The organism is Kocuria sp. CNJ-770 (assembly GCF_001942375.1).
Taxonomy (GTDB): domain Bacteria; phylum Actinomycetota; class Actinomycetes; order Actinomycetales; family Micrococcaceae; genus Kocuria; species Kocuria oceani.
In genome coordinates, this window is record NZ_MKJW01000110.1 from 1 (window position 1) to 25,159 (window position 25,159).

21 protein-coding genes are annotated in these 25,159 nt (G+C 72.9%); 10 read left to right on the forward strand and 11 right to left on the reverse strand.

Annotated features, from left to right (window positions below):
* The first annotated feature begins 102 nt into the window (after positions 1–102).
* The 5 genes from lspA to nrdR all read left to right on the forward strand — a co-directional run bounded on the left by lspA (position 103) and on the right by nrdR (position 7,206).
* Positions 103–669 carry a signal peptidase II gene (lspA, locus tag BJF77_RS12685; RefSeq protein ID WP_075872400.1) on the forward strand — a complete coding sequence of 189 codons (567 nt, stop codon included), beginning with the start codon at positions 103–105 and terminating at the stop codon, positions 667–669.
* Entirely contained in the window at positions 662–1,609 is a 948-nt protein-coding gene (locus tag BJF77_RS12690; RefSeq protein ID WP_047801491.1) for an RluA family pseudouridine synthase, read from the forward strand. The genes lspA and BJF77_RS12690 overlap by 8 nt, the downstream gene beginning before the upstream one ends.
* 54 nt (positions 1,610–1,663) lie before the next feature.
* A complete protein-coding gene (gene dnaE / locus BJF77_RS12695; protein ID WP_047801490.1) occupies positions 1,664–5,212 on the forward strand; it encodes a DNA polymerase III subunit alpha in 3,549 nt (1,182 codons plus the stop codon).
* Between the two features lie 67 nt (positions 5,213–5,279).
* Positions 5,280–6,626, forward strand: a complete 1,347-nt coding sequence (hisD, locus tag BJF77_RS12700) for a histidinol dehydrogenase (RefSeq protein WP_075872401.1) — start codon at positions 5,280–5,282, stop codon at positions 6,624–6,626.
* A 7-nt stretch (positions 6,627–6,633) separates the two neighbouring features.
* On the forward strand, positions 6,634–7,206 hold the full coding sequence (nrdR, locus tag BJF77_RS12705) for a transcriptional regulator NrdR (protein ID WP_047801488.1): 573 nt from the start codon (positions 6,634–6,636) through the stop codon (positions 7,204–7,206).
* A 140-nt stretch (positions 7,207–7,346) separates the two neighbouring features.
* On the opposite strand, the gene BJF77_RS12710 is transcribed toward nrdR, so the two are convergent.
* Genes BJF77_RS12710 through map form a run of 4 tightly spaced genes read right to left on the reverse strand, consistent with a single transcriptional unit; the run spans position 7,347 to position 10,888 of the window.
* A complete protein-coding gene (locus tag BJF77_RS12710; protein WP_075872402.1) occupies positions 7,347–8,090 on the reverse strand; it encodes a polysaccharide deacetylase family protein in 744 nt (247 codons plus the stop codon).
* Positions 8,087–9,103: a glycosyltransferase gene (locus BJF77_RS12715; protein WP_075872403.1), complete on the reverse strand. Its 1,017-nt coding sequence runs from the start codon at positions 9,101–9,103 to the stop codon at positions 8,087–8,089. The genes BJF77_RS12710 and BJF77_RS12715 overlap by 4 nt, the downstream gene beginning before the upstream one ends.
* Positions 9,104–9,137: 34 nt before the next feature.
* Positions 9,138–9,950 carry a polyphosphate--glucose phosphotransferase gene (gene ppgK, locus BJF77_RS12720; protein WP_075872404.1) on the reverse strand — a complete coding sequence of 271 codons (813 nt, stop codon included), beginning with the start codon at positions 9,948–9,950 and terminating at the stop codon, positions 9,138–9,140.
* Positions 9,951–9,994: 44 nt separating this feature from the next.
* Positions 9,995–10,888, reverse strand: a complete 894-nt coding sequence (gene map / locus BJF77_RS12725) for a type I methionyl aminopeptidase (protein WP_047801486.1) — start codon at positions 10,886–10,888, stop codon at positions 9,995–9,997.
* Positions 10,889–11,013: 125 nt separating this feature from the next.
* Between map and BJF77_RS20140 the strand changes: the two genes are divergently transcribed.
* Positions 11,014–11,190, forward strand: a complete 177-nt coding sequence (locus BJF77_RS20140) for an SPOR domain-containing protein (protein WP_139318569.1) — start codon at positions 11,014–11,016, stop codon at positions 11,188–11,190.
* Between the two features lie 10 nt (positions 11,191–11,200).
* On the opposite strand, the gene panB is transcribed toward BJF77_RS20140, so the two are convergent.
* Positions 11,201–12,037, reverse strand: a complete 837-nt coding sequence (gene panB, locus BJF77_RS12730; protein WP_075872405.1) for a 3-methyl-2-oxobutanoate hydroxymethyltransferase — start codon at positions 12,035–12,037, stop codon at positions 11,201–11,203.
* Positions 12,038–12,182: 145 nt separating this feature from the next.
* Between panB and glnA (BJF77_RS12735) the strand changes: the two genes are divergently transcribed.
* Together glnA (BJF77_RS12735) and BJF77_RS12740 are read left to right on the forward strand one after the other, a co-directional pair.
* The gene (glnA, locus tag BJF77_RS12735; protein ID WP_047801484.1) at positions 12,183–13,523 is read left to right on the forward strand and encodes a type I glutamate--ammonia ligase; all 1,341 of its coding nucleotides are present in this window, start codon (positions 12,183–12,185) and stop codon (positions 13,521–13,523) included.
* 19 nt (positions 13,524–13,542) lie between these two features.
* Positions 13,543–16,608 carry a bifunctional [glutamine synthetase] adenylyltransferase/[glutamine synthetase]-adenylyl-L-tyrosine phosphorylase gene (locus tag BJF77_RS12740; RefSeq protein WP_075872406.1) on the forward strand — a complete coding sequence of 1,022 codons (3,066 nt, stop codon included), beginning with the start codon at positions 13,543–13,545 and terminating at the stop codon, positions 16,606–16,608.
* 105 nt (positions 16,609–16,713) lie between these two features.
* On the opposite strand, the gene glnA (BJF77_RS12745) is transcribed toward BJF77_RS12740, so the two are convergent.
* A complete protein-coding gene (gene glnA, locus BJF77_RS12745) occupies positions 16,714–18,138 on the reverse strand; it encodes a type I glutamate--ammonia ligase (protein ID WP_075872407.1) in 1,425 nt (474 codons plus the stop codon).
* 194 nt (positions 18,139–18,332) lie between these two features.
* On the opposite strand from glnA (BJF77_RS12745), the gene BJF77_RS12750 reads away from it, so the two are divergent.
* Positions 18,333–18,779, forward strand: a complete 447-nt coding sequence (locus tag BJF77_RS12750) for an RDD family protein (RefSeq protein WP_047801481.1) — start codon at positions 18,333–18,335, stop codon at positions 18,777–18,779.
* Between the two features lie 67 nt (positions 18,780–18,846).
* On the opposite strand, the gene BJF77_RS12755 is transcribed toward BJF77_RS12750, so the two are convergent.
* The 3 genes from BJF77_RS12755 to lipB all read right to left on the reverse strand — a co-directional run bounded on the left by BJF77_RS12755 (position 18,847) and on the right by lipB (position 21,542).
* Positions 18,847–19,644 (reverse strand): DUF4191 domain-containing protein, encoded by a 798-nt coding sequence (locus BJF77_RS12755; RefSeq protein ID WP_047801480.1) that lies wholly within the window; start codon positions 19,642–19,644, stop codon positions 18,847–18,849.
* 119 nt (positions 19,645–19,763) lie between these two features.
* Positions 19,764–20,771: a lipoyl synthase gene (lipA, locus tag BJF77_RS12760; RefSeq protein ID WP_075872408.1), complete on the reverse strand. Its 1,008-nt coding sequence runs from the start codon at positions 20,769–20,771 to the stop codon at positions 19,764–19,766.
* A 69-nt stretch (positions 20,772–20,840) separates the two neighbouring features.
* Entirely contained in the window at positions 20,841–21,542 is a 702-nt protein-coding gene (gene lipB / locus BJF77_RS12765) for a lipoyl(octanoyl) transferase LipB (protein ID WP_047802532.1), read from the reverse strand.
* Positions 21,543–21,637: 95 nt separating this feature from the next.
* Here lipB and BJF77_RS12770 point away from each other — a divergent pair, with 95 nt between their 5' ends.
* The gene (locus tag BJF77_RS12770) at positions 21,638–23,434 is read left to right on the forward strand and encodes a protein kinase (protein ID WP_075872409.1); all 1,797 of its coding nucleotides are present in this window, start codon (positions 21,638–21,640) and stop codon (positions 23,432–23,434) included.
* Positions 23,435–23,471: 37 nt separating this feature from the next.
* Here the strand turns inward: BJF77_RS12770 and BJF77_RS12775 are convergent, their stop codons facing one another.
* Positions 23,472–23,813: a hypothetical protein gene (locus BJF77_RS12775; protein WP_075872410.1), complete on the reverse strand. Its 342-nt coding sequence runs from the start codon at positions 23,811–23,813 to the stop codon at positions 23,472–23,474.
* Positions 23,814–23,946: 133 nt separating this feature from the next.
* On the reverse strand, positions 23,947–25,159 hold a 1,213-nt coding region (gene sucB, locus BJF77_RS12780; protein WP_083665145.1), incomplete at its 5' end, for a 2-oxoglutarate dehydrogenase, E2 component, dihydrolipoamide succinyltransferase.

Consider the following 25,159-nt stretch of genomic DNA (forward strand, 5'->3'; position numbering starts at 1 on the left):
CCTCCGTCGGGTCCCCGCTCCGCGCCCGCCCCGGCCGACGTGGCACCATGGACCCGGGCCCGGCCGTCCGGCCCCGCCCCCCCGACCCCTCCCGAGGAGAGCATGAGCGAGCACCCCGAAGCCCCCGCGGGCACCACCGGCGGGGCGGGCCGGCGCCGCGTGCTGTTCCTGGCCGCGGGCGCCGCGCTGTTGGTCTACGTCCTGGACCAGCTCACCAAGTGGTGGGTGGTGAGCACCATGGCGCTCGGCCAGCGGACCCCGGTGGTCGAGGGCCTGCTGTGGTGGCAGTTCATCCGCAACCCCGGGGCGGCGTTCTCCCTGGGCGAGAACGTGACCTGGCTGTTCACCGTGGTCATGGCGGTCGTCTCCGTGGTCATCGTGCTGACCCTGCGACGGGTGCGCTCGGCCGGGTGGGCGCTGGCCCTGGGGCTGGTCCTCGGCGGGGCCCTCGGCAACCTCACCGACCGCCTCCTGCGGGAGCCGGGCTTCGCGGTGGGCCACGTGGTGGACTTCATCGCCGTGCCGCGCTTCGCGATCTTCAACATCGCCGACTGCGGGGTCGTGGTGGGCGTGGGCCTGGTGGTGCTCCTGACCCTGCTCGGCCGGGAGCTCGACGGTACCCGGACCGCGGACCGCACCGTACCGGAGGAGGAGGGCTCCCGTGGCTGAGCCGGAGCACACCACCGAGCGCTTCACCGTGCCGCCCGAGCTGGAGGGCCAGCGCGCGGACGCGGCGGTCGCCGCGCTCGCGGGCCTGTCCCGTTCCGCGGCCGCCACCCTGTGCGCGGAGGGGCGGGTGCTGCACCGCGACCGCCCGGTCCCCAAGTCCTTCAGGGTGGAGGCGGCCCAGACGCTCACGGTGCAGGTGCCCGTGCCGGAGGACCCGTCCCGGATCGTGCCGCAGCTGGTCGAGGACTTCCGGGTGGTCCACCTGGACGACGACATCGTGGTGATCGACAAGCCGGCGGGGGTGGCCGCGCACCCGTCGCCGGGCTGGAAGGGCCCCACCGTGGTGGGCGCCCTGGCCGGGGCCGGTGTGGGCGTGAGCACCTCCGGGGCGCCGGAGCGGCAGGGCGTGGTGCACCGGCTGGACGTCGGCACGTCCGGGCTGATGGTCGTGGCCCGCACCGAGCGGGCGTACACCGCGCTCAAGCGGGCGTTCAAGGAGCGGACGGTCACGAAGGTCTACCACACCGTGGTCCAGGGCCTGCCGGACCCGTTGCGCGGGACCGTCGACGCCCCGATCGGGCGGCACCCCGGCTACGACTGGCGCTTCGCCGTGGTCGAGGGCGGGCGCGCGTCGGTCACCCACTACGAGGTGCTGGAGGCCTTCGGGCGCGCGGCCCTGGTGGAGGTGCACCTGGAGACCGGGCGCACCCACCAGATCCGGGTGCACTTCTCCGCGCTGCGCCACCCCTGCTGCGGGGACCTGACCTACGGGGCGGACCCGGCGCTGTCGGCCGGACTGGGGCTGACCCGGCAGTGGCTGCACGCCAAGGGGCTCGGCTTCGAGCACCCGGGCACGGGGGAGCCGGTCGAGTTCGACAGCCCCTATCCGCCGGATCTCGCCTTCGCCCTGGAGACCCTCCGGGACGGTGGGCCCGCCTGACCCGGCGGGCCCCGGCGCGGCGGAGCGGTCGGCGGGGACGACTACACTGGTCGGGTGACGACGGCATCCGGCAAGAACAGCTTCACCCACCTGCACGTGCACACCGAGTACTCCATGCTCGACGGTGCGGCACGGCTCGACGACCTCTTCGAGGCCTGTCACGAGATGGGGATGTCCTCCCTCGCGACCACCGACCACGGCTTCGTCTTCGGCGCCTTCGACTTCTGGAACAAGGCCCGCAACGCGGGGATCAAGCCGATCATCGGGGTGGAGGCCTACCTCACCCCGGGCACCGCCCGCTCGGACCGCACCCGCGTGAAGTTCGCCGACGGCGGCCGGGACGACGTCTCCGGCGGCGGCGCCTACACGCACATGACCCTGCTGGCGGAGACGACGCAGGGCATGCAGAACCTGTTCCGCGCCTCCTCCCTGGCCTCCCTCGAGGGCCAGCTGTACAAGCCGCGCATGGACCGGGAGCTGCTGAGCACCTACGGCAAGGGCCTGATCGCCACCACGGGCTGCCCCTCCGGGGAGATCCAGACCCGGCTGCGCCTGGGCCAGTACCAGGAGGCCCGGCAGGCCGCCGCGGAGTTCCGCGACATCTTCGGGGCCGAGAACTTCTACTGCGAGCTCATGGACCACGGCCTCGCGATCGAGAAGAACGTCACGAGCGACCTGCTCAAGCTGGCCAAGGACCTGCAGCTGCCGCTGGTGGCCACCAACGACCTGCACTACACCCACGCCGAGGACGCGAAGTCCCACGCGGCGCTGCTGTGCGTGCAGTCGGGCTCGTCCCTGGCCGACCCCAAGCGGTTCAAGTTCGACGCGGACGAGTTCTACCTGAAGTCCCCGGCCGAGATGCGCGAGCTCTTCCGCGACTTCCCGGAGGCCTGCGACAACACCCTCGAGATCGCCGAGCGGTGCCACGTGGAGTTCGACACCTCCGCCAACTACATGCCCCGCTTCCCGACCCCGGAGGGCCACGACGAGGAGTCCTGGTTCGTGGAGGAGGTCCAGAAGGGCCTGCACCACCGCTTCCCGGGCGGGATCCCCGAGGACGTCCAGCGCCAGGCGGACTACGAGAAGGGCATCATCCTGCAGATGGGCTTCCCCGGGTACTTCCTGGTGGTGGCCGACTTCATCAACTGGGCGAAGAACAACGGGATCCGCGTGGGCCCGGGCCGCGGCTCCGGGGCCGGGTCCATGGTCGCCTACGCCATGCGCATCACCGAGCTGAACCCGCTCCAGCACGGGCTGATCTTCGAGCGCTTCCTCAACCCGGACCGCGTGTCCATGCCCGACTTCGACGTCGACTTCGACGACCGCCGCCGCTCGGAGGTCATCCACTACGTCACCGAGAAGTACGGCGACGAGCGCGTGGCCATGATCGTCACCTACGGCACCATCAAGGCCAAGCAGGCCCTGAAGGACTCCTCCCGCGTGCTGGGCTACCCGTTCTCCATGGGGGAGAAGCTGACCAAGGCCATGCCGCCGGACGTGATGGGCAAGGGCATCTCCCTCAAGGACGTCTACGACGAGTCCGCCAAGCGCCACGGCGAGGCGGACGAGCTGCGCGAGGTCCTCGCCCAGGACCCCGAGGCGAAGAAGATCTTCGAGACCGCCGAGGGGCTCGAGGGCCTCAAGCGGCAGTGGGGGGTGCACGCGGCGGGCGTGATCATGTCCTCGCACCCGCTGATCGACATCATCCCGATCATGCGCCGCGAGCAGGACGGCCAGGTGATCACCCAGTTCGACTACCCCACGTGCGAGGGGCTGGGGCTGATCAAGATGGACTTCCTGGGCTTGCGCAACCTCACCATCATCTCCGACGCCCTGGAGAACATCACGCTCAACCAGGACGGCTTCGTCCTGGACCTCGAGCACCTCGGCCTCGAGGACGCCGAGTCCTACGAGCTGCTGGCCCGCGGCGACACCCTCGGGGTGTTCCAGCTCGACGGCGGGCCCATGCGCCAGCTGCTCAAGCTCATGCGCCCGGACAACTTCGAGGACATCTCCGCCGTGATCGCCCTCTACCGGCCCGGTCCGATGGGCGCGAACTCGCACACCAACTACGCGCTGCGCAAGACCGGCCAGCAAGAGATCACCCCGATCCACCCCGAGCTCGAGGAGCCGCTCGCCGAGATCCTCAACACCACCTACGGGCTGATCGTCTACCAGGAGCAGGTCATGGCGATCGCCCAGAAGGTGGCCGGCTTTTCCCTGGGCCAGGCCGACATCCTGCGCCGCGCCATGGGCAAGAAGAAGAAGTCCGAGCTGGACAAGCAGTACGAGGGCTTCCACGGGGGCATGGCGGAGCGCGGCTACTCGGAGGGGGCGATCAAGGCCCTGTGGGACATCCTGCTGCCGTTCTCCGACTACGCCTTCAACAAGGCCCACTCCGCGGCCTACGGCCTCGTCTCCTACTGGACGGCCTACCTCAAGGCGCACTACCCGGCCGAGTACATGGCCGCGCTGCTCACCTCGGTGGGCGACGACAAGGACAAGCTGGCCCTCTACCTCACCGAGTGCCGCCGGATGGGCATCACCGTGCTGCCCCCGGACGTCAACGAGTCCGCGCTGAACTTCACCCCGGTGGGCACCGACATCCGTTTCGGCATGGGCGCGGTGCGCAACGTGGGGGCCAACGTGGTCGGCGCCATGGTCGAGGCCCGGGAGGAGCACGGGGCCTTCACCTCCTTCAACGACTTCCTCGCCAAGGTGCCCGCGGTGGTGTGCAACAAGCGCACCATCGAGTCCCTCGTGAAGGCCGGCGCGTTCGACCGCCTGGGCCACACCCGGCGGGGCCTCGTGATGTGCCACGAGGAGGCCGTGGACGCCACGGTGGCCGTCAAGCGCCAGGAGGCGGCCGGGCAGTTCGACCTCTTCGGCGGGATGGGCCTGGACGAGGAGGACCCCACCACCTCCCTGACCGTGGCGGTGCCCGACGTCCCCGAGTGGGAGCGCAAGGACCTGCTGGCCTTCGAGCGCGAGATGCTGGGCCTGTACGTGTCCGACCACCCGCTGCGCGGGCTCGACGAGGCCCTGGGGCAGTACGCCGACACCTCGATCCAGCCGCTGCTGGGGGAGGACGGCCGGCCCGACGGCGCGGTCGTCACGGTCGCGGGCATGATCACCTCCCTGTCCCGGCGGATCGCCAAGACCTCCGGCAACGCCTACGCCCGGGTGGAGCTCGAGGACCGGACCGGCTCGATCGAGATCATGTTCTTCGGCAAGGCCTACGCCCCCATCGCCGGGGTGCTGGCCGAGGACCTGATCTGCGTGATCAAGGGCCGGCTGCAGCGCCGGGACGACGGGTCGGTGACCATCTCGGCCCAGGAGCTGACCGTGCCGGAGCTCTCCGCGGACGGGCACAACGGGCCGGTGCTGATCGCGCTGCCCGAGTTCCGGGCCACCGAGGCCACCGTGCAGGAGATCGGGGCGGTGCTGCGCAACCACCGCGGGGACTCCGAGGTGCGCATCCACCTCGAGACCCGGCAGAAGGTGCAGATCCTGCGGCTGGGCCCGGACCTGCGGGTGAACCCCTCCCCGGCCCTGTTCGGGGACCTGAAGGTGCTGCTCGGGCCCACCTGCCTGGAGGTCTAGCCGAGCCGGCCGCGGAGCGCAAGACCCGGGCCCCGCCGGCGGTGGTGCGGTGGAATACCATGGACACGTGACTACTGCTGAGACCACCACGACTCCCGCCCTGCGCACGATCGACCTCCGCGGCCGGCAGCTGTCCTGGGCCGAGCTGCGCGCGGCCGTGCCCCGGCAGAGCACCTCCTCCCTGGCCTCCGCCGAGCAGGCCGTGGAGGAGATCATCGCCGCCGTCCGCGCGGAGGGCGCCGCCGCCCTGCGCCGCTACGCCCGGCGCTTCGACGGCGTGGAGCAGCAGCGGCTGCGCGTGGACCCCGCCGAGATCCGGCGGGCGGTCGACGCACTGGACCCCGCGGTGCGCCGCGGCCTGCAGACGGCGATCCAGCGCACCCGGGCGTTCGCGGCGGCCCAGCGCCCGGCCGACGCCCGCCTCGAGGTCGCTCCCGGCGCCGTCCTGGTCCAGCGCTGGACCCCCATCCGCCGGGCCGGTCTCTACGTCCCGGGCGGACTGGCCGTCTACCCCTCGTCGGTGGTCATGAACGTCGTCCCGGCCCAGGCGGCCGGGGTCGGCTCGATCGTCCTGTGCAGCCCGCCGCAGCGGGAGTTCGGCGGCCTGCCGCACCCCACGATCCTCGCCGCGGCCGGTCTCCTCGGGGTGGACGAGGTCTGGGCCGTCGGCGGGGCCCAGTCCCTCGCGGCCATGGCCCACGGCGTGGTCGACGGCGAGGACGTGCTGGAGCCCGTGGACACCGTCACCGGCCCCGGCAACGTCTACGTGGCCACGGCCAAGCGGCTGCTGCGCTCCGTGGTGGGCGTGGACGCGGAGGCGGGGACCACCGAGATCGCCGTGCTGGCCGACGACACCGCGAACCCCGCCTACGTCGCCGCCGACCTCATCTCCCAGGCCGAGCACGACCCCGCCGCCGGGTCCGTGCTGATCACCCACTCGCCGGCCCTGGCCGAGCGCGTCGCGGCGGAGCTCGCCGTGCAGGTGCCCCGCACCCGGCACCGCGAGCGGGTCGCCACCGCGCTGTCCGGACCGCAGTCCGGGGCGGTGCTCACCGACGACCTCGACGCCTCGATCGCGGTGGCCGACGCCTACGCCGCCGAGCACCTCGAGATCCACACCGCCGCCCCGCAGGAGGTCGCCGCCCGGGTGCGCAACGCCGGGGCCATCTTCGTGGGCCCGTACAGTCCCGTCCCGCTGGGCGACTACGCCGCCGGGTCCAACCACGTGCTCCCCACCGGGGGCACGGCCGTGCACGCGCAGGGTCTGTCCACCACCTCCTTCCTGAAGGCCGTGCAGGTCGTGGAGTACTCCCGGGAGGCCCTCGCCGAGATCGGCGCGGACATCGTGGCGCTGGCCGACTCCGAGGACCTCCCCGCGCACGGCGCGGCCATCACGATCCGCACCGGGGGCTGATCCGACCGTGCACTGCCCGTTCTGCCGCCACACCGACTCCCGCGTCGTGGACAGCCGCACCACGGACGACGGGACGGCGATCCGCCGCCGCCGCCAGTGCTCCGAGTGCGGCCGCCGGTTCACCACGCTCGAGACGACCACGATCTCCGTGATCAAGCGCTCGGGCGTCACCGAGCCCTTCGACCGGCAGAAGATCGTCAACGGGGTGCGCAAGGCCTGCCAGGGGCGGCCGGTGAGCGAGGACGACCTCGCGATGCTCGCCCAGGAGGTCGAGGAGACGATCCGTGCCCTGGGCGCCGCGGAGATCGAGGCCCACGAGGTGGGACTGGCGATCCTGGCCCCGCTGCGCCGCCTGGACGTGGTGGCCTACCTCCGCTTCGCGAGCGTCTACCAGGCCTTCGACGGCCTCGGCGACTTCGAGGAGGCCATCGACCTGCTGCGGCAGCAGCAGGCCGAGCAGTCCGGCCAGCAGACCATCCCCGCCGCGGTGGAGCCCGCCGGTGCCGGGGCGAAGAAGCGTTCCGGCCGCCGGGCCCGGCCCCGCAGCCTCGACGGCGTGTCCCAGCCCCGGCTGCTGTGAGCGCCGCACCGCGGCGACACGTCCCGGCGTGTCCCTTGCCGCAGGCCGGAGGAGGGTCGTAGAGTAAGGAACGTAACAAGCTCCCGCCGGGGGCTGCGGAGGGGAAGCCGCGGCCCCCGGCGGGTTTTTTCTGCCGTCGATCAGCCGGCGAAGCTGATGCGTCGCTCGAAGCGGCCCGTGCCGAGTAGCTCGGACACCGTCGTGGCCGACGTCCCGCGCTCGGCCAGCCCGGAGAGCACGCGGGTGAGCAGGTCCGTCTTGTCCACCTCGGGCCGGGGCCCGTCGCTGACACCGTCGACCTCGTCGGCGAAGTTGTCGTGGGCCAGCAGGATGGCCCCGGCGGAGCAGCCGTCGATGGCCTTCTCGACACGGCGGGCCTGCGGGACGTCCTTCCAGTCCCAAGTGGTGGCGGACCACAGCACCGGCTCCAGGCCCAGGCTGCGCACCGCCGCCCACCTCGCCGGGGACTGCTCGCCGTAGGGCGGCCGGAACCAGGTCACGGATGCTCCGGTGATCTGCTCCAGCTCGTCCCGGGCACGTCGTGTCCGGTCGCGGACCTCCCCGGGCGTGAACGTGCGCAGGGAGCGGTGGTCGGCCCCGTGCAGGCCGACCTCGTGGCCGGCCGCGCCCAGCTCCCGCACAAGGCCGGGGTCGGGTCGGGCCCTGGTCATGAGCACGAAGAAGGTGGCGCGGGCGTCGAAGTCGCGCAGCACGTCCAGGATGCCGGGGGTGACCCCGCGCACCGGCCCGTCGTCGAACGTCAGTGCGATCCGCGGCGCGTCCGTCCGCACGCGCACAGGTGTCCCGAGCACCCGTGCGGCCGGGCGCAGGACGCCGCGCGCTGTCCGGGCGCGAAGGGAGCCGGTGCGGAGCACGGAGCTCATGCCCCCGGCCGGAAGCGGGCGAGCCGGCCGTCGCGCCCGTACTCCTCGTACGACCAGCCGGCCGCCCCGAGCAGCATCCCCGCGCCGCGGCACGCGGTGCGCAGCCCGCGGGCCTGGTGCACGGGCGCCCGGCCCGCGAAGCCCCCGAGAGCCCGGCCGGCGCCGCCTCCCAGTCGCACCAGACCCGCGACGGCGGCCTGGGCGCGGACCGCCCGGCGCCGACGGGAGGGCGCCAGTACGGTGTCGGACAAAACCGTGGAGTTCCCGTGACTGAGGGCCCGGATCAGGACCCAACGGCGGGTCTGACGCTCGGCCGGCACGACGTCCACGGCCTCCGACTCGTTGCACCAGACGATGGAACGGCCTGCGGCGTGCAGCTCCTTGGTGAAGACGGTGTCCTCTCCCCCGGAGAGGCCGAAGTCGTCGCGGTAGCGCACCCCGGCGGCCCGGACCTGGGCGAGGTCGAGGAGCATGTTCCCGCCGGCCGCGAACGGGACGGTGGTCCCCGTGGGCAGCTGCCGGCGCACGAAGAACCGGCCGGCCAGCAGCCACGGGTCGACCTCGCCGGTGTACTCGGGGACGACCCTGCCGGCCACGAAGGCCGCCCCCGTCCGGTTCCAGGTCTCCAGCAGGTGCCGTGCCCAGCCCGGTCGGGGACGCTCGTCGTCGTCGATGCTGAGCAGGACGTCCGCGTCGGCCGTGTCCTCGAGCAGCCGGTTGCGCACCGCGGCGATGCCGGGAACCGGTTCGCTCACGTACCGCACCTCCGGTCCGCCCTCCGCACAGGAGCGCGCCAGCTCGGCCACGGTGGTCTCCGCCGAGCGGTCCGGGTCGTTGTCGGCCAGGACGATCCGCACGGACCCGGCCACGGCGGGCCGCCCCGTCCGCCCGAGGAGGTCGTCGGCCTGTTCGCCCAGCTCTCGGAGCAGGCGGGGCAGCACCTCCGGCCGCCGATAGGTCGGCACTCCGATGGCCACGCTCGGCAGACGGACTTCTCCCTCGGTCCTGTTCACGATTCTCTCCCGGTGCGGTACTGGTGGGGGGGGGTCAGCTCTCGGGCGTGTGCGGGATGCCCGCCCACAGGGCCGCCCCCACGATGCCCGCGTTGTTGCGCAGCTCGGCGACCTTCACCGGCGTGCGCAGCTCCAGGAAGGGCAGGAACTTGTCCGCCTTCTTCGACACCCCGCCGCCCACGACGAACAGGCTCGGGGTGAACAGGAACTCGACGTGGCTGAAGTAGCGCTGCAGCCGCGTGGTCGCCCACTTCTTCCAGGGCATGTCCTCGCGCTCGCGCGCCGCCGCGGAGGCCTTCGTCTCGGCGTCGTGGCCGTCGATCTCCAGGTGGCCGAGCTCGGCGTTGGGCACCAGCTTGCCGTTGAGGATCAGGGCCGAGCCGATGCCGGTGCCCAGGGTGATCACGATGACCAGGCCCTTCACCCCGCGCCCGGCCCCGTAGACCGCCTCGGCCAGGCCCGCGGCGTCGGCGTCGTTGAGCGCCTCGACCGGCCGCCCCAGCCGCTCCGTCATCAGCGCGTCCACGTCCGTGCCGATCCAGGACTTGTCGATGTTCGCCGCGGACAGGGCCACCCCGTCCTTGATGATCGCCGGGAAGACGATGCCCACCGGCGAGTCCGGCGCCGGGGCCTCGGGGCGGGACTGCAGCTCCGCCACGATCTGCTCCACGACCTCCGCCACCTTCTCCGGCGTGGCCGGCCGCGGGGTGGGGATGCGGAAGCGCTCGCCGACGAGCTCACCGGTGTCCAGGTCGACGATGCCGCCCTTGGTCCCGGTGCCGCCGAAGTCGATACCGATGACTCGCCGGTGCGGGACGTCCGCGACGGTGCGATCTGGTGTGGTCATGGGGCGGTCCTCCCGGGGCCGTGGTCGGATGATCAGTGCGCAGTCTACGGCAGGGTCAGCACGTCCACGCCGTCCTCCGTCACGGCCAGCGTGTGCTCGAACTGCGCGGTGCGCATCCGGTCCCTGGTGGTGACCGTCCAGTCGTCGTCCCACTGCTCCCAGTGGATCGTGCCGAGGGTCAGCATGGGCTCGATCGTGAAGACCATGCCGGGCACCATGAGGGTGGCGTAGGACGGGGCGGCGTCGTAGTGCGGGACGATGAGCCCGGAGTGGAACTCCCGGCCCACGCCGTGGCCGGTGAAGTCGCGGACCACGCCGTAGCCGAAGCGCCGGGCGTACTTCTCGATCACCCGGCCGATGACGTTGATCTCGCGGCCGGGCCGGACGGCGTTGACGGCCCGGGTCAGCGCCTCCTCGGTGCGCTCGACGAGCAGGCGGGACTGCTCGTCGACCTCGCCCACCAGGAACATCCGGTTCGTGTCGCCGTGGAAGCCGTTCTTGTAGGCCGTGACGTCGAGATTGATGATGTCGCCCTCCTCCAGCACCGTGGAGTCGGGGATGCCGTGGCAGATCACCTCGTTGAGGGACGTGCAGATGGACTTCGGGAAACCCCGGTAGCCCAGGCAGGACGGATAGGCGCCGTGGTCGCACAGGTACTCGTGGGCGATCCGGTCCAGGTCATCGGTGGTGGCGCCGGGCACGGCGGCCCGGCCGGCCTCCTGCAGGGCGCGGGCCGCGATCCGGCCCGCCTCCCGGATCAGCTCGACCTCCTCGGGCGGGTAGACGTTCCCGCCCCGGCCCTCGTCGGGCTCGGCCCGGCCGACGTACTCGGGCCGCGGGATGGACGCCGGGACGGGACGCCGGGGGCTCAGGGACCCGGGAGCGAGGGCGCCGACGGGGGCGGTGCCGCCGGGAGCGGTGAGGTTGTGCGAGAGCACGGGGGTCTGGTCCTCCTGGTTCTTCGGGTCTGCCGGCCCCGTCGGGGCCTAGGATCTACCCTAACGCGCCGGGTGCCCGGCCGGTCCGGTCGAGGTGGCCCCGGCGGCTCGGGGAAGGAGAGGTCATGAGCGAGTTCTGGTTCAACGTCTACACCCACGAGGTCGAGGAGGGCCCGCAGTCGGACTATCGCAAGCTGCTCGGTCCCTACGCCACGCGCCAGGAGGCGCAGAACGCCCTGAAGCTCGCGGCGGAGCGCACCCGGAAGTGGGACGAGGAGGACCGCGCCTTCGACGAGGGGTGAGCGCCGCGGCTCAGAAGCTGTGCTCGGGACCGGGGAAGGTCCCGGTGCGCACGTCCCGGACGTAGCGGCCCACGGCGTCGGTGACCACCCCGTGGAGGTCCGCGTACTGCTGCACGAAACGGGGCATCCGTCCGGGGCGCAGTCCCAGCATGTCCTGCCACACCAGCACCTGGCCGGTGGTCCCGGACCCGGCGCCGATCCCCACGGTGGGGATGTCCACGGCGGCGTCCACGGCGCGGGCGGCCTCGGCCGGGACCATCTCCAGGACCAGGCAGAAGGCCCCGGCGGACTCGAGGGCGCGGGCGTCCTCGACCAGGGCCTGCGCGGCGTCGCCGCGGCCCTGCACCCGGTAGCCGCCCAGGGCGTGCTCGCTCTGCGGCGTGAAGCCCAGGTGCGCCACGACCGGCACCCCGGCCTGGACCATGGCCCGCACGTGCGGGGCGAACCAGGCCCCGCCCTCCAGCTTCACCGCGTGCGCCCCGCCCTCCTTGAGGAAGCGCACCGCGGTGGTCACCGCCTGTTCCGGGGAGGCCTCGTAGGACCCGAAGGGCAGGTCGGCGACGACGAACGCGCGCTCGGCGGCACCGGACACGGCACGGCACAGCGGCAGCAGCTCGTCCACGGTCACCGGCAGGGTGGTGGCGTAGCCCAGGACGTTGTTGCCCGCGGAGTCCCCGACGAGCAGCGTGTCGACGCCGGCGGCGTCGAAGATCGCCGCCGTGAGCGCGTCGTAACTCGTGAGCATGGTGAACTTCTCGCCGCGGCGCTTGGCCTCGCGCAGGTGGTGGGTGCGCACCCGGCGCACGTCGAGCGCGCCCGGCTCCGGGCGGGTGGTCTCCTGGGTCATGGCCCCAGCCTAACCGGCGGGCTCCGCGCGCCCGGCGGAGGGCCCGGGCGGGCGCGTTAGAGTGGCCTGGACAGCAGGCGTGCCCGTGTCGGCACGGCACACGCCCGCGGCCCCGGCCGCGGGCAGGAAGACGAGGAACACAGCCATGGACCGTCAGCAGGAGTTCGTCCTCAGGACCATCGAGGAGCGGGACGTGCGCTTCGTGCGGATGTGGTTCACGGACGTGGTCGGCAGCCTCAAGTCGGTGGCGCTGGCCCCGGCCGAGGTGGAGGCCGCCTTCGAGGAGGGGCTCGGCTTCGACGGGTCCTCGATCGAGGGCCTCTCCCGCGTCTCCGAAGCGGACATGCTCCTGCAGCCCGACCCCTCCACGTTCCAGATCCTGCCCTGGCGCGGGGAGACCGAGCCCACCGCGCGGATGTTCTGCAACATCCTCACCCCGGACGGGGAGCCCGCCTCCTCGGACCCGCGAGGGGTGCTCAAGCGGGTCCTGGAGAAGGCCTCCGACATGGGCTTCACCTGCTACACCGCCCCGGAGATCGAGTTCTACCTGCTGAAGTCCGCGGACCTCGACGCCGAGGGCCAGCCGGTGCCGGTCGACCACGAGGGCTACTTCGACCACGTGCCCGGCGGCGTCGTGCAGGACTTCCGGCGCAAGGCCGTCAACATGCTCGAGGCCGTGGGGATCTCCGTGGAGTTCTCCCACCACGAGGCCGGCCCGGGGCAGAACGAGATCGACCTGCGCTACGCCGACGCCCTGCAGACGGCCGACAACATCATGACGTTCCGCACCGTGATCAAGGAGGTGGCGCTGGCCCAGGGGCTGTACGCCACCTTCATGCCGAAGCCCTTCACGGAGCACCCCGGCTCGGGCATGCACACCCACTTCTCCCTCTTCGAGGGGGACACCAACGCCTTCTTCGACGGCGGCTCCGAGTTCCGGCTCTCCCGCACGGCCCGGCACTTCATCGCCGGCATCCTCCGGCACGCCCCGGAGTTCACCTCGGTGACCAACCAGTTCGTGAACTCCTACAAGCGGCTCTGGGGCGGGGGAGAGGCACCCTCCTACCTCTCCTGGGGGCACAACAACCGCTCCGCCCTCGTGCGGGTGCCGCTGTCCAAGCCGGACAAGGTGCAGGCCGCGCGGATCGAGTACCGCGGCATCGACTCCGCGACCAACCCGTACCTGTCCTACGCCGCGCTGCTCGCGGCGGGACTGCAGGGCATCGAGAACGAGTACGACCTCCCGCCCGTGGAGCTGGACGACGTCGCCGCGATGAGCTCCGCCGAGCGCCGCGCCCTGGGGCACAACCCGCTGCCCTCGAGCCTCTACGACGCCATCCGGGAGACGGAGGAGTCGGAGTTCATGGCCGAGCTGCTCGGGGAGCAGGTCTACGACTACTTCCTGCGCAACAAGCGCCGGGACTGGAACGACTACCGTCGCGTGGTCACCCCCTTCGAGCTCAAGAACAACCTCGGCATCCTCTGAGCCCGGGACGGAGCGCGCCATGACCCATCCTCCCCAGTCCGCCTCCGCCACGGACCCCGTCGCCTCCGGCCGGCTCATCAAGCTCGGCTTCGCGGACACGGCCAACGCCCAGCGCTGGCTGGGGTTCCCGGAGCTCGCCCCGGTGGACCAGGACCGGCTGCTGGAGGGCCTGGCGCTGGCCGCCTCGCCCGACGTCGCCCTGCAGCTGACGGTCCGCCTGCTGGAGGGCTCCCCCCAGCTGGCCGAGCGGATCAACGCCGGCCCGGAGGCCTCCGAGACCCTGTTCCGGCTGCTGGGGGCCTCCGAGGCGCTGGGCGAGTTCCTGCTGCGCCGGCCCGAGCACCTCGACCTGCTCGCGGAGCCGGCCGCCGCCGAGCCGGAGGAGATCCCCGCGGAGCAGTTCCGCACCGCGCTGCTGCGCGCGGTGGGCGCCGACCCCGCGGCCCGGACCCCGGTGGCCGGGGACACCGGCGACGACGCCTACACCGCCCTGCGCGTCGCCTACCGCAGGGAGCTGACCCGCATCGCGATCCGCGACGTCGGGGCCCTCTATCCGGCCGACCACATGCCGGCGGTGGGCCGGCAGCTGGCCGACCTCGCCGCCGCCGCGCTCGAGGCGGCCCTGGCCGTCTCCCGGGCCGAGGCGGCACGGACCTGGGCCCCCGAGCTCGTGGACCGGGTGCGGCTGGCCGTGATCGGGATGGGCAAGTGCGGGGCACGGGAGCTCAACTACATCTCCGACGTCGACGTGGTCCACGTCATGGCCGTGGACGCCGGGCCCGAGGAGGACGGGCCCGACAGCACGGAGGCGACGAGCATCGCCACCGCCCTCGCCACGGGCACCGCCCGGGCGATCATGGCGCGCGCGGGAGAACCGCCGCTGTGGGAGGTGGACGCCAACCTGCGCCCCGAGGGCAAGGACGGGCCGCTGGTGCGCACCCTGGAGTCCCACGTGCGCTACTACGAGCGCTGGGCGGAGTCCTGGGAGTTCCAGGCCCTGCTCAAGGCCCGCCCCATCGCGGGGGACCCGCAGCTGGGCCAGGCCTACCGGGAGGCGATCGAGCCGCACGTCTGGCGCAGCGCCGCGCGCGAGGGCTTCGTGGAGTCCGTGCAGGCCATGCGGCGCCGGGTCACCGACAACATCCCCGACGCCGAGGCCGAGCGGCAGATCAAGCTGGGCCCCGGCGGTCTGCGCGACGTCGAGTTCACCGTCCAGCTGCTGCAGCTCGTGCACGGGCGCACGGACGAGCGGGTCCGCACCCAGGCCACCACCGACTCGCTGCGCGCGCTGTCCGAGGGCGGCTACATCGGCCGCCGCGACAGCGAGCAGTTCGCCGCGCACTACCGGTGGCTGCGCCTGCTGGAGCACCGGATCCAGCTCTACCGCATGCGCCGCACCCACCTCATGCCGCGCGCCGAGCGGGAGCTGGTGACCGTGGCCCGGTCCCTGCGGGGCGCCGCGGACACCGCCCGGCCCTCGGCGGAGTCGCTGCTCGAGGAGTGGCGCAGGGTCAAGCGCAACGTGCGCGGGATGCACGAGCGGATCTTCTACCGGCCGCTGCTGGCCGCGCTGGCCCACCTGCCCGAGAGCGACACCAGCCTCTCCCCGGAGTCGGTGCGGGACCGGCTGGCCGCCCTGGGCTACCGGGACCCGAAGGTGGCCGTGCGGCACATCGAGGCCCTCACCCGCGGGGTGAGCCGGCGGGCCGAGATCCTGCGAACCCTGCTGCCCGTGCTCCTGTCCTGGCTGGCCGACGGGGTGGACGCCGACGCCGGGCTGCTGGGCTTCCGGCGGCTCTCGGAGTCCCTGGGCACCACCCCCTGGTTCCTGCGGCTGCTGCGCGACTCCAACGCGGCGGCCGAGCGGCTGTGCCAGATCCTGTCCAGCTCCCGCTACGTCACCGACCTGCTGGAGAACTCCCCGGAGGCGACCGCCTGGCTCGGCCAGGACGACGACCTCTGCCCCGTCCCCTTCGAGACCCTGTGGACCGAGATCCGCTCGCAGATGGCCCGGCACCCCGACTCGGGCGAGGCGATGCGGATGATCCGGCTGATCCGCCGCCGCGAGGAGCTGCGCGTGGCGCTCGCGGACACGTCCGGGCTGCTCGACGTCGAGCGGGTCGCCGAGGCGCTGTCCGACATCGACCGCGCCTGCATCCTGGGCGCCCTGCACGCCGCGGAGCGCGAGGTCTACGACCGCTCCGGCCGCGTCGCCGAGGTGCTGGTCGTCGCGATGGGGCGGCAGGGCGGGCGGGAGATCGGCTATGGCTCGGACGCCGACGTCATGTACGTCTACGGTCCCGTGGGGGACGCGGACCCGGCCGCCGCCCGGGAGCAGGCCGAGACCCTGCTGCAGCGGATGGTGCAGCTGCTCAAGGCGCCGTGCAGCCCGCCCATCGTAGCGGAGCGGGTGCTGGAGATCGACAACGACCTGCGCCCCGAGGGCAAGCAGGGGCCCATGGTGCGCTCCGTCGACTCCTACGCGGAGTACTACGCCCGGTGGGCCCAGACGTGGGAGTTCCAGGCCCTCACCCGGGCGCTGCCCGTGGCCGGCAGCGACGACCTGGCCGAGGCGTTCCGCCGGGTGATCGACCCCCGCCGCTATCCGGCCGAGTTCACTGAGGCGCAGCTGCTGGAGGTCCGCCGGATGAAGGCGCGGGTCGAGAACGAGCGCCTGCCGCGCGGGGCGGACCCGTCCCGGCACGTGAAGCTGGGCCGGGGCGGGCTCTCGGACGTGGAGTGGCTCGTGCAGACCCTGCAGCTGCAGCACGCGCACCGGGTCCCCGGGCTGCGGACCACCAGCACGCTGCGCGCCCTGCGCGCCGCGGAGGAGGACGGGCTGGTCCTTCCCGAGGACGCCGCGGCCCTGGCCGCCGCCTGGCGCCTGGCCACCGCGGTGCGCAACGGCAACGTGCTGCGCACGGGGCGCCGCTCCGACGCCCTGCCCTCGAAGCGTGCGGACCTCGAGGCGGTGGCCCGCTGGTGCGGATACGGCCATGGTGGCGCCCGCCTCCTGGAGGAGGACTACCTGCGGACCACCCGCAAGGCCCGCGCCGTGTTCGAGCGGATCTTCTACGGGCACTGACCATCCCGCGCGCGGGAGCCCGCCCACGGAAACGGCCCCGGACCCCTTCGAGGGGTCCGGGGCCGTTCCCGTGGGCCTGCGCCGGCGACTCGGGGGCCGCGGGAGTCAGACGCCGTAGTACAGGGAGAACTCCAGCGGGTGCGGGACCACGGAGAGCGGCTTGAGCTCGAACTCGCGCTTGTACTCGATCCAGGACCGGACGGTGTCCTCGGTGAAGACGTCCCCGGCCAGCAGGAACTCGTGGTCCTCCTCCAGGGCCAGCAGCGCCTCCTCCAGGGAGGCCGGGGCCTTCTTGATGTCCTTGGCCTCCTCGGCGGGCAGCTCGTAGAGGTCCTTGTCGATCGGGTCGGCCGGCTCGATGCGGTTGCGGATCCCGTCCAGGCCCGCCATCAGCTGGGCGGCGAACGCCAGGTACGGGTTGCACGAGGGGTCCGGGGCGCGGAACTCGAGGCGCTTGGCCTTCGGGTTGGTGCCCGTGATCGGTATGCGGATGCCGGCGGAGCGGTTGCCCTGCGAGTACACCATGTTGACCGGGGCCTCGAAGCCCTTGACCAGGCGGCGGTAGGAGTTCACGGTCGGGTTGGTGAACGCGAGCACGGCGGAGGAGTGCTCGAGCAGACCGCCGATGTACCAGCGGGCCAGGTCGGACAGGCCCGCATAGCCCTTCTCGTCGTAGAAGAGGGGCTCGCCGCCCTTCCACAGCGACTGGTGGCAGTGCATGCCGGAGCCGTTGTCGTTGAAGACCGGCTTGGGCATGAACGTGGCCGACTTGCCGAAGGCGTCCGCGGTGTTCTTGATGACGTACTTGAACTTCTGCAGGTCGTCGGCGGCCTTGGTGAGGGTGTTGAACCGGTAGTTGATCTCCGCCTGGCCGGGACCGCCCACCTCGTGGTGGGAGCGCTCGACCTCGAGGCCCACCTCGTCCAGGGCCACGCACATCGCGTCGCGCAGGTCGGCCTGCTTGTCCACGGGGGAGACCGGGAAGTAGCCGCCCTTGGTGGCGGTCTTGTTGCCCAGGTTCCCGCCCTCCTCCTTGCGGCCGGTGTTCCACGCGGCCTCGTCGGAGTCGATGGCGTAGAAGGAGCCCTGCGGCTGGACGTCGTAGCGGACGTCCTCGAAGATGAAGAACTCGGCCTCGGAGGCGAAGTTGGCGATGTCGGCGATGCCGGTGGACGCCATGTAGGCCTCGGCGCGCTCGGCGACGCCGCGGGGGTCGCGGTGGTAGGGCTCACCGGTGCGCGGGTTCACGATCGAGCAGGTCACCACGAGGGTCTTCTCCACGCGGAAGGGGTCCACGAACGCGGAGGTCGGGTCCGGGATCAGCTGCATGTCCGACTCGGCGATGCCCTGGAAGCCACGGATGGAGGAGCCGTCGAACAGCTGTCCGTGCACGAAGAAGTCGTCGTCCACCGACTTGGCCGGGAGGTTGAAGTGCTGCTGCACGCCGGGCATGTCCGTGAACCGGACGTCGACGAAGACGATCTCCTCGTCCTTGATGTACGCCAGGACTTCCTCGGGTGTCTGGAACATGTGCTGTTTCCCTTCTCAGATGGGCTGGACCGCCGTGCCGAGACGTTCGTGCGGCGTCCTTTTCCGGGGTCAACGCTACGGACCCGGCATTAAGGCTCCGTGTCCCGGGTGTTTCCTCGGTGTTACACGGCACGGCCCGGGAGAGCCACGGTCTGGCGTCAGTCTAGGCGAGATCGTCCCGATACCCTGGGGGGATGATCGACAGACGTGACGTCGGCTCCTGGCTCGAGGGCCCGGGGACCGGCCCCCGGCAGTACCCGGGGCAGCGCCTGGGGCGCCCGGCGGCCGGGCCGGGCTCGGTGGGCCGGCTCGGGCGGCGGCTCGTGGCCCTGGCCCTGGACTGGTACCTGTGCTGGGCGCTCGCCGCGTGGCTGGCCCCGCAGTGGAACCGGCACGGGCTCGTGACCCTCGCCCTCCTGCTCCTGCTCAACGTGCTGCTGGTCGGAGCCACCGGGCACACCCCGGGGCACTGGGTGACGGGCCTGCAGGTGCAGACGCTGGACGGGCGCCCGGCCGGGTTCGCCCGGGCCGTGGTGCGCTCGCTGCTGCTGTGCCTGCTGATCCCGCCCGTGGTCTTCGACCCGGACCAGCGAGGCCTGCACGACCGGGCCGCGGACACGATCCTCGTCCGCACCCGCTGAGCGGTGCCGCCCCGACGACGGAGCCCCCGCCTTCCGTGGGAAGGCGGGGGCTCCGTCGTCGGGCCGCTCAGCGGCCGCGCATGGCCTTGCGGTCCGGGCGGGCGCGCATCGGGTCGACGCCCTTGGGGATCGGCAGGCGGTTGCCGAGCGTGCTGATCCGCTTGTGCACCGTCTGCACCTCCTGCTGGGTGAGCTTCTTGTCGAGCTTCTTCATCTGCTTGGACAGCTCGCGCAGGGGCACCTGGCCCTCGCCCTTGCCGGTCTTGATGACGTGGATCGGCACGTTCTGGATCACGGGGCCGATCCGGCGGCGCTCCTTCGAGACGATCTTGTCGACCCGGCCGGCGGGGCCCTCGGTCACGAGGACCACGCCGGGACGGCCGATGGCGCGGAAGACGAGGTCGCGGGTGCGCGGGTCCATCGCGGCCGGCTGCTCCTCCACGATCCAGCCGCGGCGCAGGGCGGACAGGGCCGCCCCTGCGGCCCCGGGCTGGTCCTCGATCCGGGCGAACGCGGCGCGCTCGGCCCGCCGGGACAGGTAGAACGAGGCGGAGAGCAGCGCGAACGGCAGGCCGATGAGCAGCCCGGTGATCCAGTTGCCGAGCAGGGCGCCGACGAGCAGGAAGACCAGGAGCACGCCGAGCCCGATCAGCAGCATCCACCAGCCCACGTTGGGCTCGACCTCGCGGGTCATCTTGAAGACCTGCTTGATCTGCCCGAGGAAGCCGGGGCCCTTGGCCGCCTTCCGCTGCTTCTTCGCCTCGCGCCTCTGCGCCCGGGTCGGCTTCCCGCTCGGCTTCCCCGTGGGCTTCCCGGAGGAGGTGGATCGCGACGCGGGGCGCGACTTGGCGTGGGAAGGTGACACGGTGAGACCTCGTCCTGTGGTGCGGTGGCAGTGGTTCGGGGACCACGGCGGGCGCCGGAGCGCCCGCAGTGGTCCGTCCTCCAGTTTAGCGGGTGGGAGGTGCCGTGACCTGACCCGGCTCAGCCCAGGCGCTGCACCAGGGAGGACGCCTCCTGGGAGGCGGAGCCCTCGTCCTCGATGTGCGCCAGGTGGGCAGGGATCTCGCGGCCGGACTTCTCCATCGCCCGGGCCCACAGCCGCCCGGCACGGTACGAGGACCGGACCATCGGCCCCGCCATGACGCCCAGGAAGCCGATCTCCTCGGCCATCCGGGAGAGCTCCACGAACTCCTCCGGCTTCACCCACCGGTCGATGGGGTGGAAGAGGGGGGAAGGGCGCAGGTACTGGGTGAGCGTGATGATGTCGCACCCGGCGTCGTGGAGGTCGCACAGGGCCTCGTGGATCTCCTCGTTGGTCTCGCCCATGCCGAGGATCAGGTTCGACTTCGTGATCATCCCGGCCTCCTTGCCCTGGGTGATCACGTCGAGGGAGCGCTCGTAGGTGAACGCCGGGCGGATCTGGCGGAAGATGCGGGGGACCGTCTCCACGTTGTGCGCGAAGACCTCCGGCTCGGCGTCGATGACCTGCTGCAGCCGGTCCGGCTTGCCCTGGAAGTCCGGGATCAGGATCTCCACCCCGGTGTTCGGGTTGAGCGTGTGGATCGCCCGGATGGTCTCGGCGTAGAGCCACGCCCCGCCGTCGTCGAGGTCGTCGCGGGCCACGCCCGTCACGGTGGCGTAGCGCAGGCCCAGCTCCTGGACGGACTCGGCGACCTTGCGCGGCTCGGTGACGTCCAGCAGGTCCGGCTTGCCGGTGGCGATGTCGCAGAAGTCGCAGCGCCGGGTGCACTTGGACCCGCCGATCAGGAACGTCGCCTCCCGGTCCTCCCAGCACTCGTAGATGTTGGGACAGCCGGCCTCCTCGCACACCGTGTGCAGGCCCTTGCCGCGCGCCAGCGACTTCAGCTCCTGGAACTCCGGGCCCATGCGGGCGGTGTTCTTCAGCCAGGACGGCTTCTTCTCGATGGGTGTCTCGGCGTTGCGCGCCTCGACGCGCAGCAGGCGGCGGCCCTCGGGGGCAACGGTCATGGTCGGTCTCCTTGTCGAGATGTCGACGGTGGTGCGCTCACGGTCCCGGTGGTTCCGGGGCGGCGCGGATCAGCTGACGGTGGTCGGCCAGGGCAGCGGCCCCGGGAGCCCGGACGGGTCGAACTGTTCGCACAACTCGTCCTGGCGGGCGGATATTTCCTGCTCCATGCGCGCCACCACCGTCTCCGGGGTCACGAGCCGCCCGGTCTCCTGGGACAGGCTCGTGACGGAGGCGTCGGTGATGCCGCAGGGGATGATCTTGCCGAACGGTCGCAGGTCGTTGGAGCAGTTCAGGGCGAAGCCGTGCATGGTCGCCCGCTTCGACACCTGCACGCCGATCGCCGCGATCTTGCGGTCGGGGCCGTGCTCGTCCGCGAGCACCCACGCCCCCGAACGGCCGGCCACGGTGGTCGCCGGCACCCCGAAGTCCGCGACCACCGCCAGGATGATCTCCTCCAGCAGGCGCACGAAGCGCACGACGTCGATGGGCGTGGTCAGGCGCACGATCGGGTAGCCCACGAGCATCCCGGGCCCGTGGTAGGTGAGCTTGCCCCCGCGCCCGATCTCCACGACCTCGGTGCCGTCGTAGGGGTACTCGTGCGCCTCGGTGCGCCGGCCGGCCGTGTAGACGGGCGGGTGCTCCAGCAGCAGCACGGTGTTGGCCCGCTCACCGGCGACGACCTCGCGGTGCACGTTCTTCTGCAGCTCCAGCGCCGCGCGGTAGTCCACGAGGTGGGGGGCGAAGCCGAGCCGTTCGAAGGAGAGGGACATGGCCCCCAGCCTATCGCGCGGCGGCGACACCCGCCCCGGGCCCGGGCTGTGGACGGCGCGGACGGCGCCGGCCCCCGACCGGGCATGCTGGGCGCATGGACGACCGCAACCCCGCATCCGGCGGCCGGCACCCCGGGTCCCGGCCGGTCCCCGCCTCCGCGCGGGACCGGCTCGCGGCGGCCGTGCGCGACGACGCCCGCGGTCCCCGGCCGCACCCGGCGGCGGAACCGCTCCCGCGGCTGCCGCCGGACGACGGGCTCGAGCCGGTCCGGCGGCTCGGCGACGGCTCCTGGCTCGTGCGCGAGACCCGTTCCGGGGAGCTCTTCGTCCTGCGGCTCTGCGCGGGTGCGGAGGGGCCGGAGCGTAGCGCCTCCCGCCGCGCCCTGCTGGCGCTCGCCGCCGACCTGGCCGGCCGGGAGGACCCCCACCTGGTGGCCGTGCGCGGGCTGCTCGGACCCGCCGCAGAGCCCGCGGGCCTCGTCGAGGAGTACCTGCCGGGCGGCTCCCTGGCGGAGCGGCTGGCCGAGCGCGGGCCGCTGGCCGCGGACGAGGTGGCCGCGGTGCTGCGCGACGCCGCGGCGGGGCTGGCGGTGCTGCACGGCCTGGGCCGGTGCCACGGGGAGCTCACCGCCCGGCAGATCCTCTTCCGCACCGCCCGGACCGCAACCGTGGCCCAGCCCGAGGACGGTGCCGGGGCCGGGCGGGAGGTCCCTGACGGGCCGCCGCCCGGAACCGGCAGGGGGTCGGCGAGCGGCGCCGATGGCGGGACCGGGTGGGAGCCCGGCAGCCGGGCAGGCAGTCGGCCCGGCAGCGGGGCGGACGGCGGCCCGGACGTGGCGGCAGTACGGCCGGGACCCGGGCACGGGAGCCCGCCGGAGGACGTACGGGCCCTCGGTGTCGTCTGCTGGACCGTGCTCACGGGGCGGGCCCCGGCCGCCGACCGGCACCGGGCCCCCCTGGCACGGCTGCGCCCGGACGTCCCGCACCCGCTCCGCCGGGCGGTGGAGACCGCGCTGGCGGAGAACCCGGCCGACCGCCCTACCGCCGCGGAGCTGGCCGCCGGGCTCGAGGTCCTCCCGGTCCCGGCGGCCCCGGCCGCGGCGGGACCACGAACCCGCGGGGCCGCGCGCGGCCCCGCGGCCGTCCGGTCCTCCAACCCGACGGCGCACGGCACGTCGGCCGTCCGGTTCTCCCGCCCGACGGCGCACGGCACGTCGGCCGTCCCGTCCTCCCGCCGGCGCACGGCGCTGCCCGCCCTCGCAGCCGCGCTCGTGCTGACCGCCGGCACCGCGTTGCTGCTGCCGCACCCGGACCCGGGGCCGCCGGACCCGCCCGTCGCCCCGAGCGGGGCGGCAGGAGCTCCCGAGGCCGCCCTCCTGGATCCGCATCACCTGGGTCCGGTCGCCCCGACATCGGCCGCCCCGGTCGCCGGGGACCGGATCGAGCCGGGAGAACCGCAGGAGGCCCTGCGCCGGCTCGTCGCCCGGCGCGGCGAGGCCCTGCGGACCGGGGACACCCGGCTGCTCGACCGGGTCTACGTCCCCGGGGCGGAGGCCGCGGCGGACGACCGCGCCACCATCGCGCGGGCCGCCGCGTCCGGGGACCGGGTGTTCGCCGATCTCGTGCTGGAGGCCGGGCGGATCCGGGGCGCCGCCCCGCGGTCGGGGCCCACCGCGCCGGGCGGTGTCACGCTCGAGGCCGAGGTGCGGGTCGAGGGCTACCGGGGCGATCCCGGCCGGGACGCGTCGGTGCTGCCGGCGGGCGAGGGGTGGGTGCAGACCGTGGCCGTCGTCCTGGTTCGCGGCGAGGAGGGATGGCGCCTGGCCTCCGTGGAGCCCCGCCGGGACCGCCCGGCGGGAATGGATGCGGCAACGCGGAGCCCCCGGCGCTGAACGGCGGCACCGGGGGAAGGGTCGTGCGGGGCGGCTCTCACCAGAGGGTCGCGACCGCCATGTTGATGAGGGCCAGGCCGCCCACCGCGTGGGCCAGGCCGGTCGAGACCGGCTCGCCGCGCCCGGTGCGCCGCTGTCCCACGAACGCGGCCGCCGCCACGGCCAGGGCCACGAGCAGCTTGACCGCGATCTTGACGTGGTTGACGTCGCCCATCTCGTGGATCGCCACGAGCAGCAGCCCGGTGACCAGGCTGAGCAGGGAGGCGTGGAACTGATCCGGGGAGACCGTGGAACGCTTGATCGTGCAGACCCGGGTGCCCACGATGATCGCGGCGCCGACGAAGTGCAGGAGGACGAGAAGTCCGTTCAGGAGGGTCATGGATCCAAGCCTGGTCGAGCGTTCCCGGGGCACGACGAGGGGGCGTGCCCCCTGTGATCAGGAACACGCCCCCTGGATGCCGGGGTGTCACCGGCGGGTGCTCAGACCCCGCCGGGCCGGGCCGCGGGACCGGTCAGAGACCGACCTCGGACTCGAAACGACCCTCCTCCAGGCGCGCCTTCAGCGCCTGCAGGAACCGGCCGGCGTCCGCGCCGTCGACCAGACGGTGGTCGTAGGTCAGCGACAGGTAGCACATCTGCCGGATCGCGATCGTGTCGTTGCCGTCGGCGTCGGCCACGACCATCGGGCGCTTCACGATCGACCCCGTGCCGAGGATGGCCACCTGCGGCTGGTTGATGATCGGGGTGTCGAACAGCGCCCCGAAGGAACCGATGTTCGTGATCGTGAAGGTGCCGCCGGTGAGGTCGTCCGGGGCGATCCTGCCGTCCTTGGCCCGGGAGCCGAGGTCGGCGATCTGCTTGGCCAGCCCGCCCAGGTTGAGGTCCCCGGCGTCCTTGATCACCGGGACCAGCAGGCCCCGGGGAGTGTCCACCGCGATGGCGATGTTCTCGGAGCCGTTGTAGACGATCTCCTTCTCGGCCTCCCGGAACGTGGCGTTGAGCTTGGGGTGCGCCTGCAGCGCCTCGGCCACGGCCTTGGCGAAGAAGGGCAGGAAGGTGAGCTTGGCGCCCTCCCGCTCCTGGAACTTCGCCTTGGCCTTGTTGCGCAGCACGGCCACCCGGGTCATGTCGACCTCGGTCACCTGGGTCAGCTGGGCCGACTCCTGCAGGGACTCGCGCATGCGCTGGGCGATCGTCATCCGGATGCGCGGGGCCTTCTCCGTGGTGCCGCGCTTGGCGTCCGGGGCCGGCGCGGCCTCGGGAGCCTTCTGCGGCTCCGCGGCGGCGGGCTGCTCGGCCGGGGCCTCGGCGGCCGGGGCCGCCGTGCTCTTCTGCTGCTCCGCGGCGGCCAGTACGTCCTGCTTGCGGATGCGGCCGCCCACGCCGGTGCCGGTGAGCGTGGACAGGTCGACGCCCTCCTTCTTGGCGAGCTTGCGCACCAGCGGGGTGACGTAGGCGGCGTTGTCGCCGGTCGGGGTCTCGGGCGTCGCACCGGCGTTCTCGGTGCGGGCACCGTCGCGCTCGGCGTCGTCCTGCTGCGTCCCGTCCGAGGTGTCCGCCATGACGGGCTCCTCGGTCTCCACCAGGGCCTCGTCGCGGGACGGCGCCTTCTCCTGCGTGCCGGTCGTCGACCCCTCGTAGCCCTCGCCGGAGGCGTCGGACGCCTGGGCGGAGGGCTCCTGCTCGGCGGAGGGCTGCTCCTGATCAGGGGCGGAGCCGGACGGG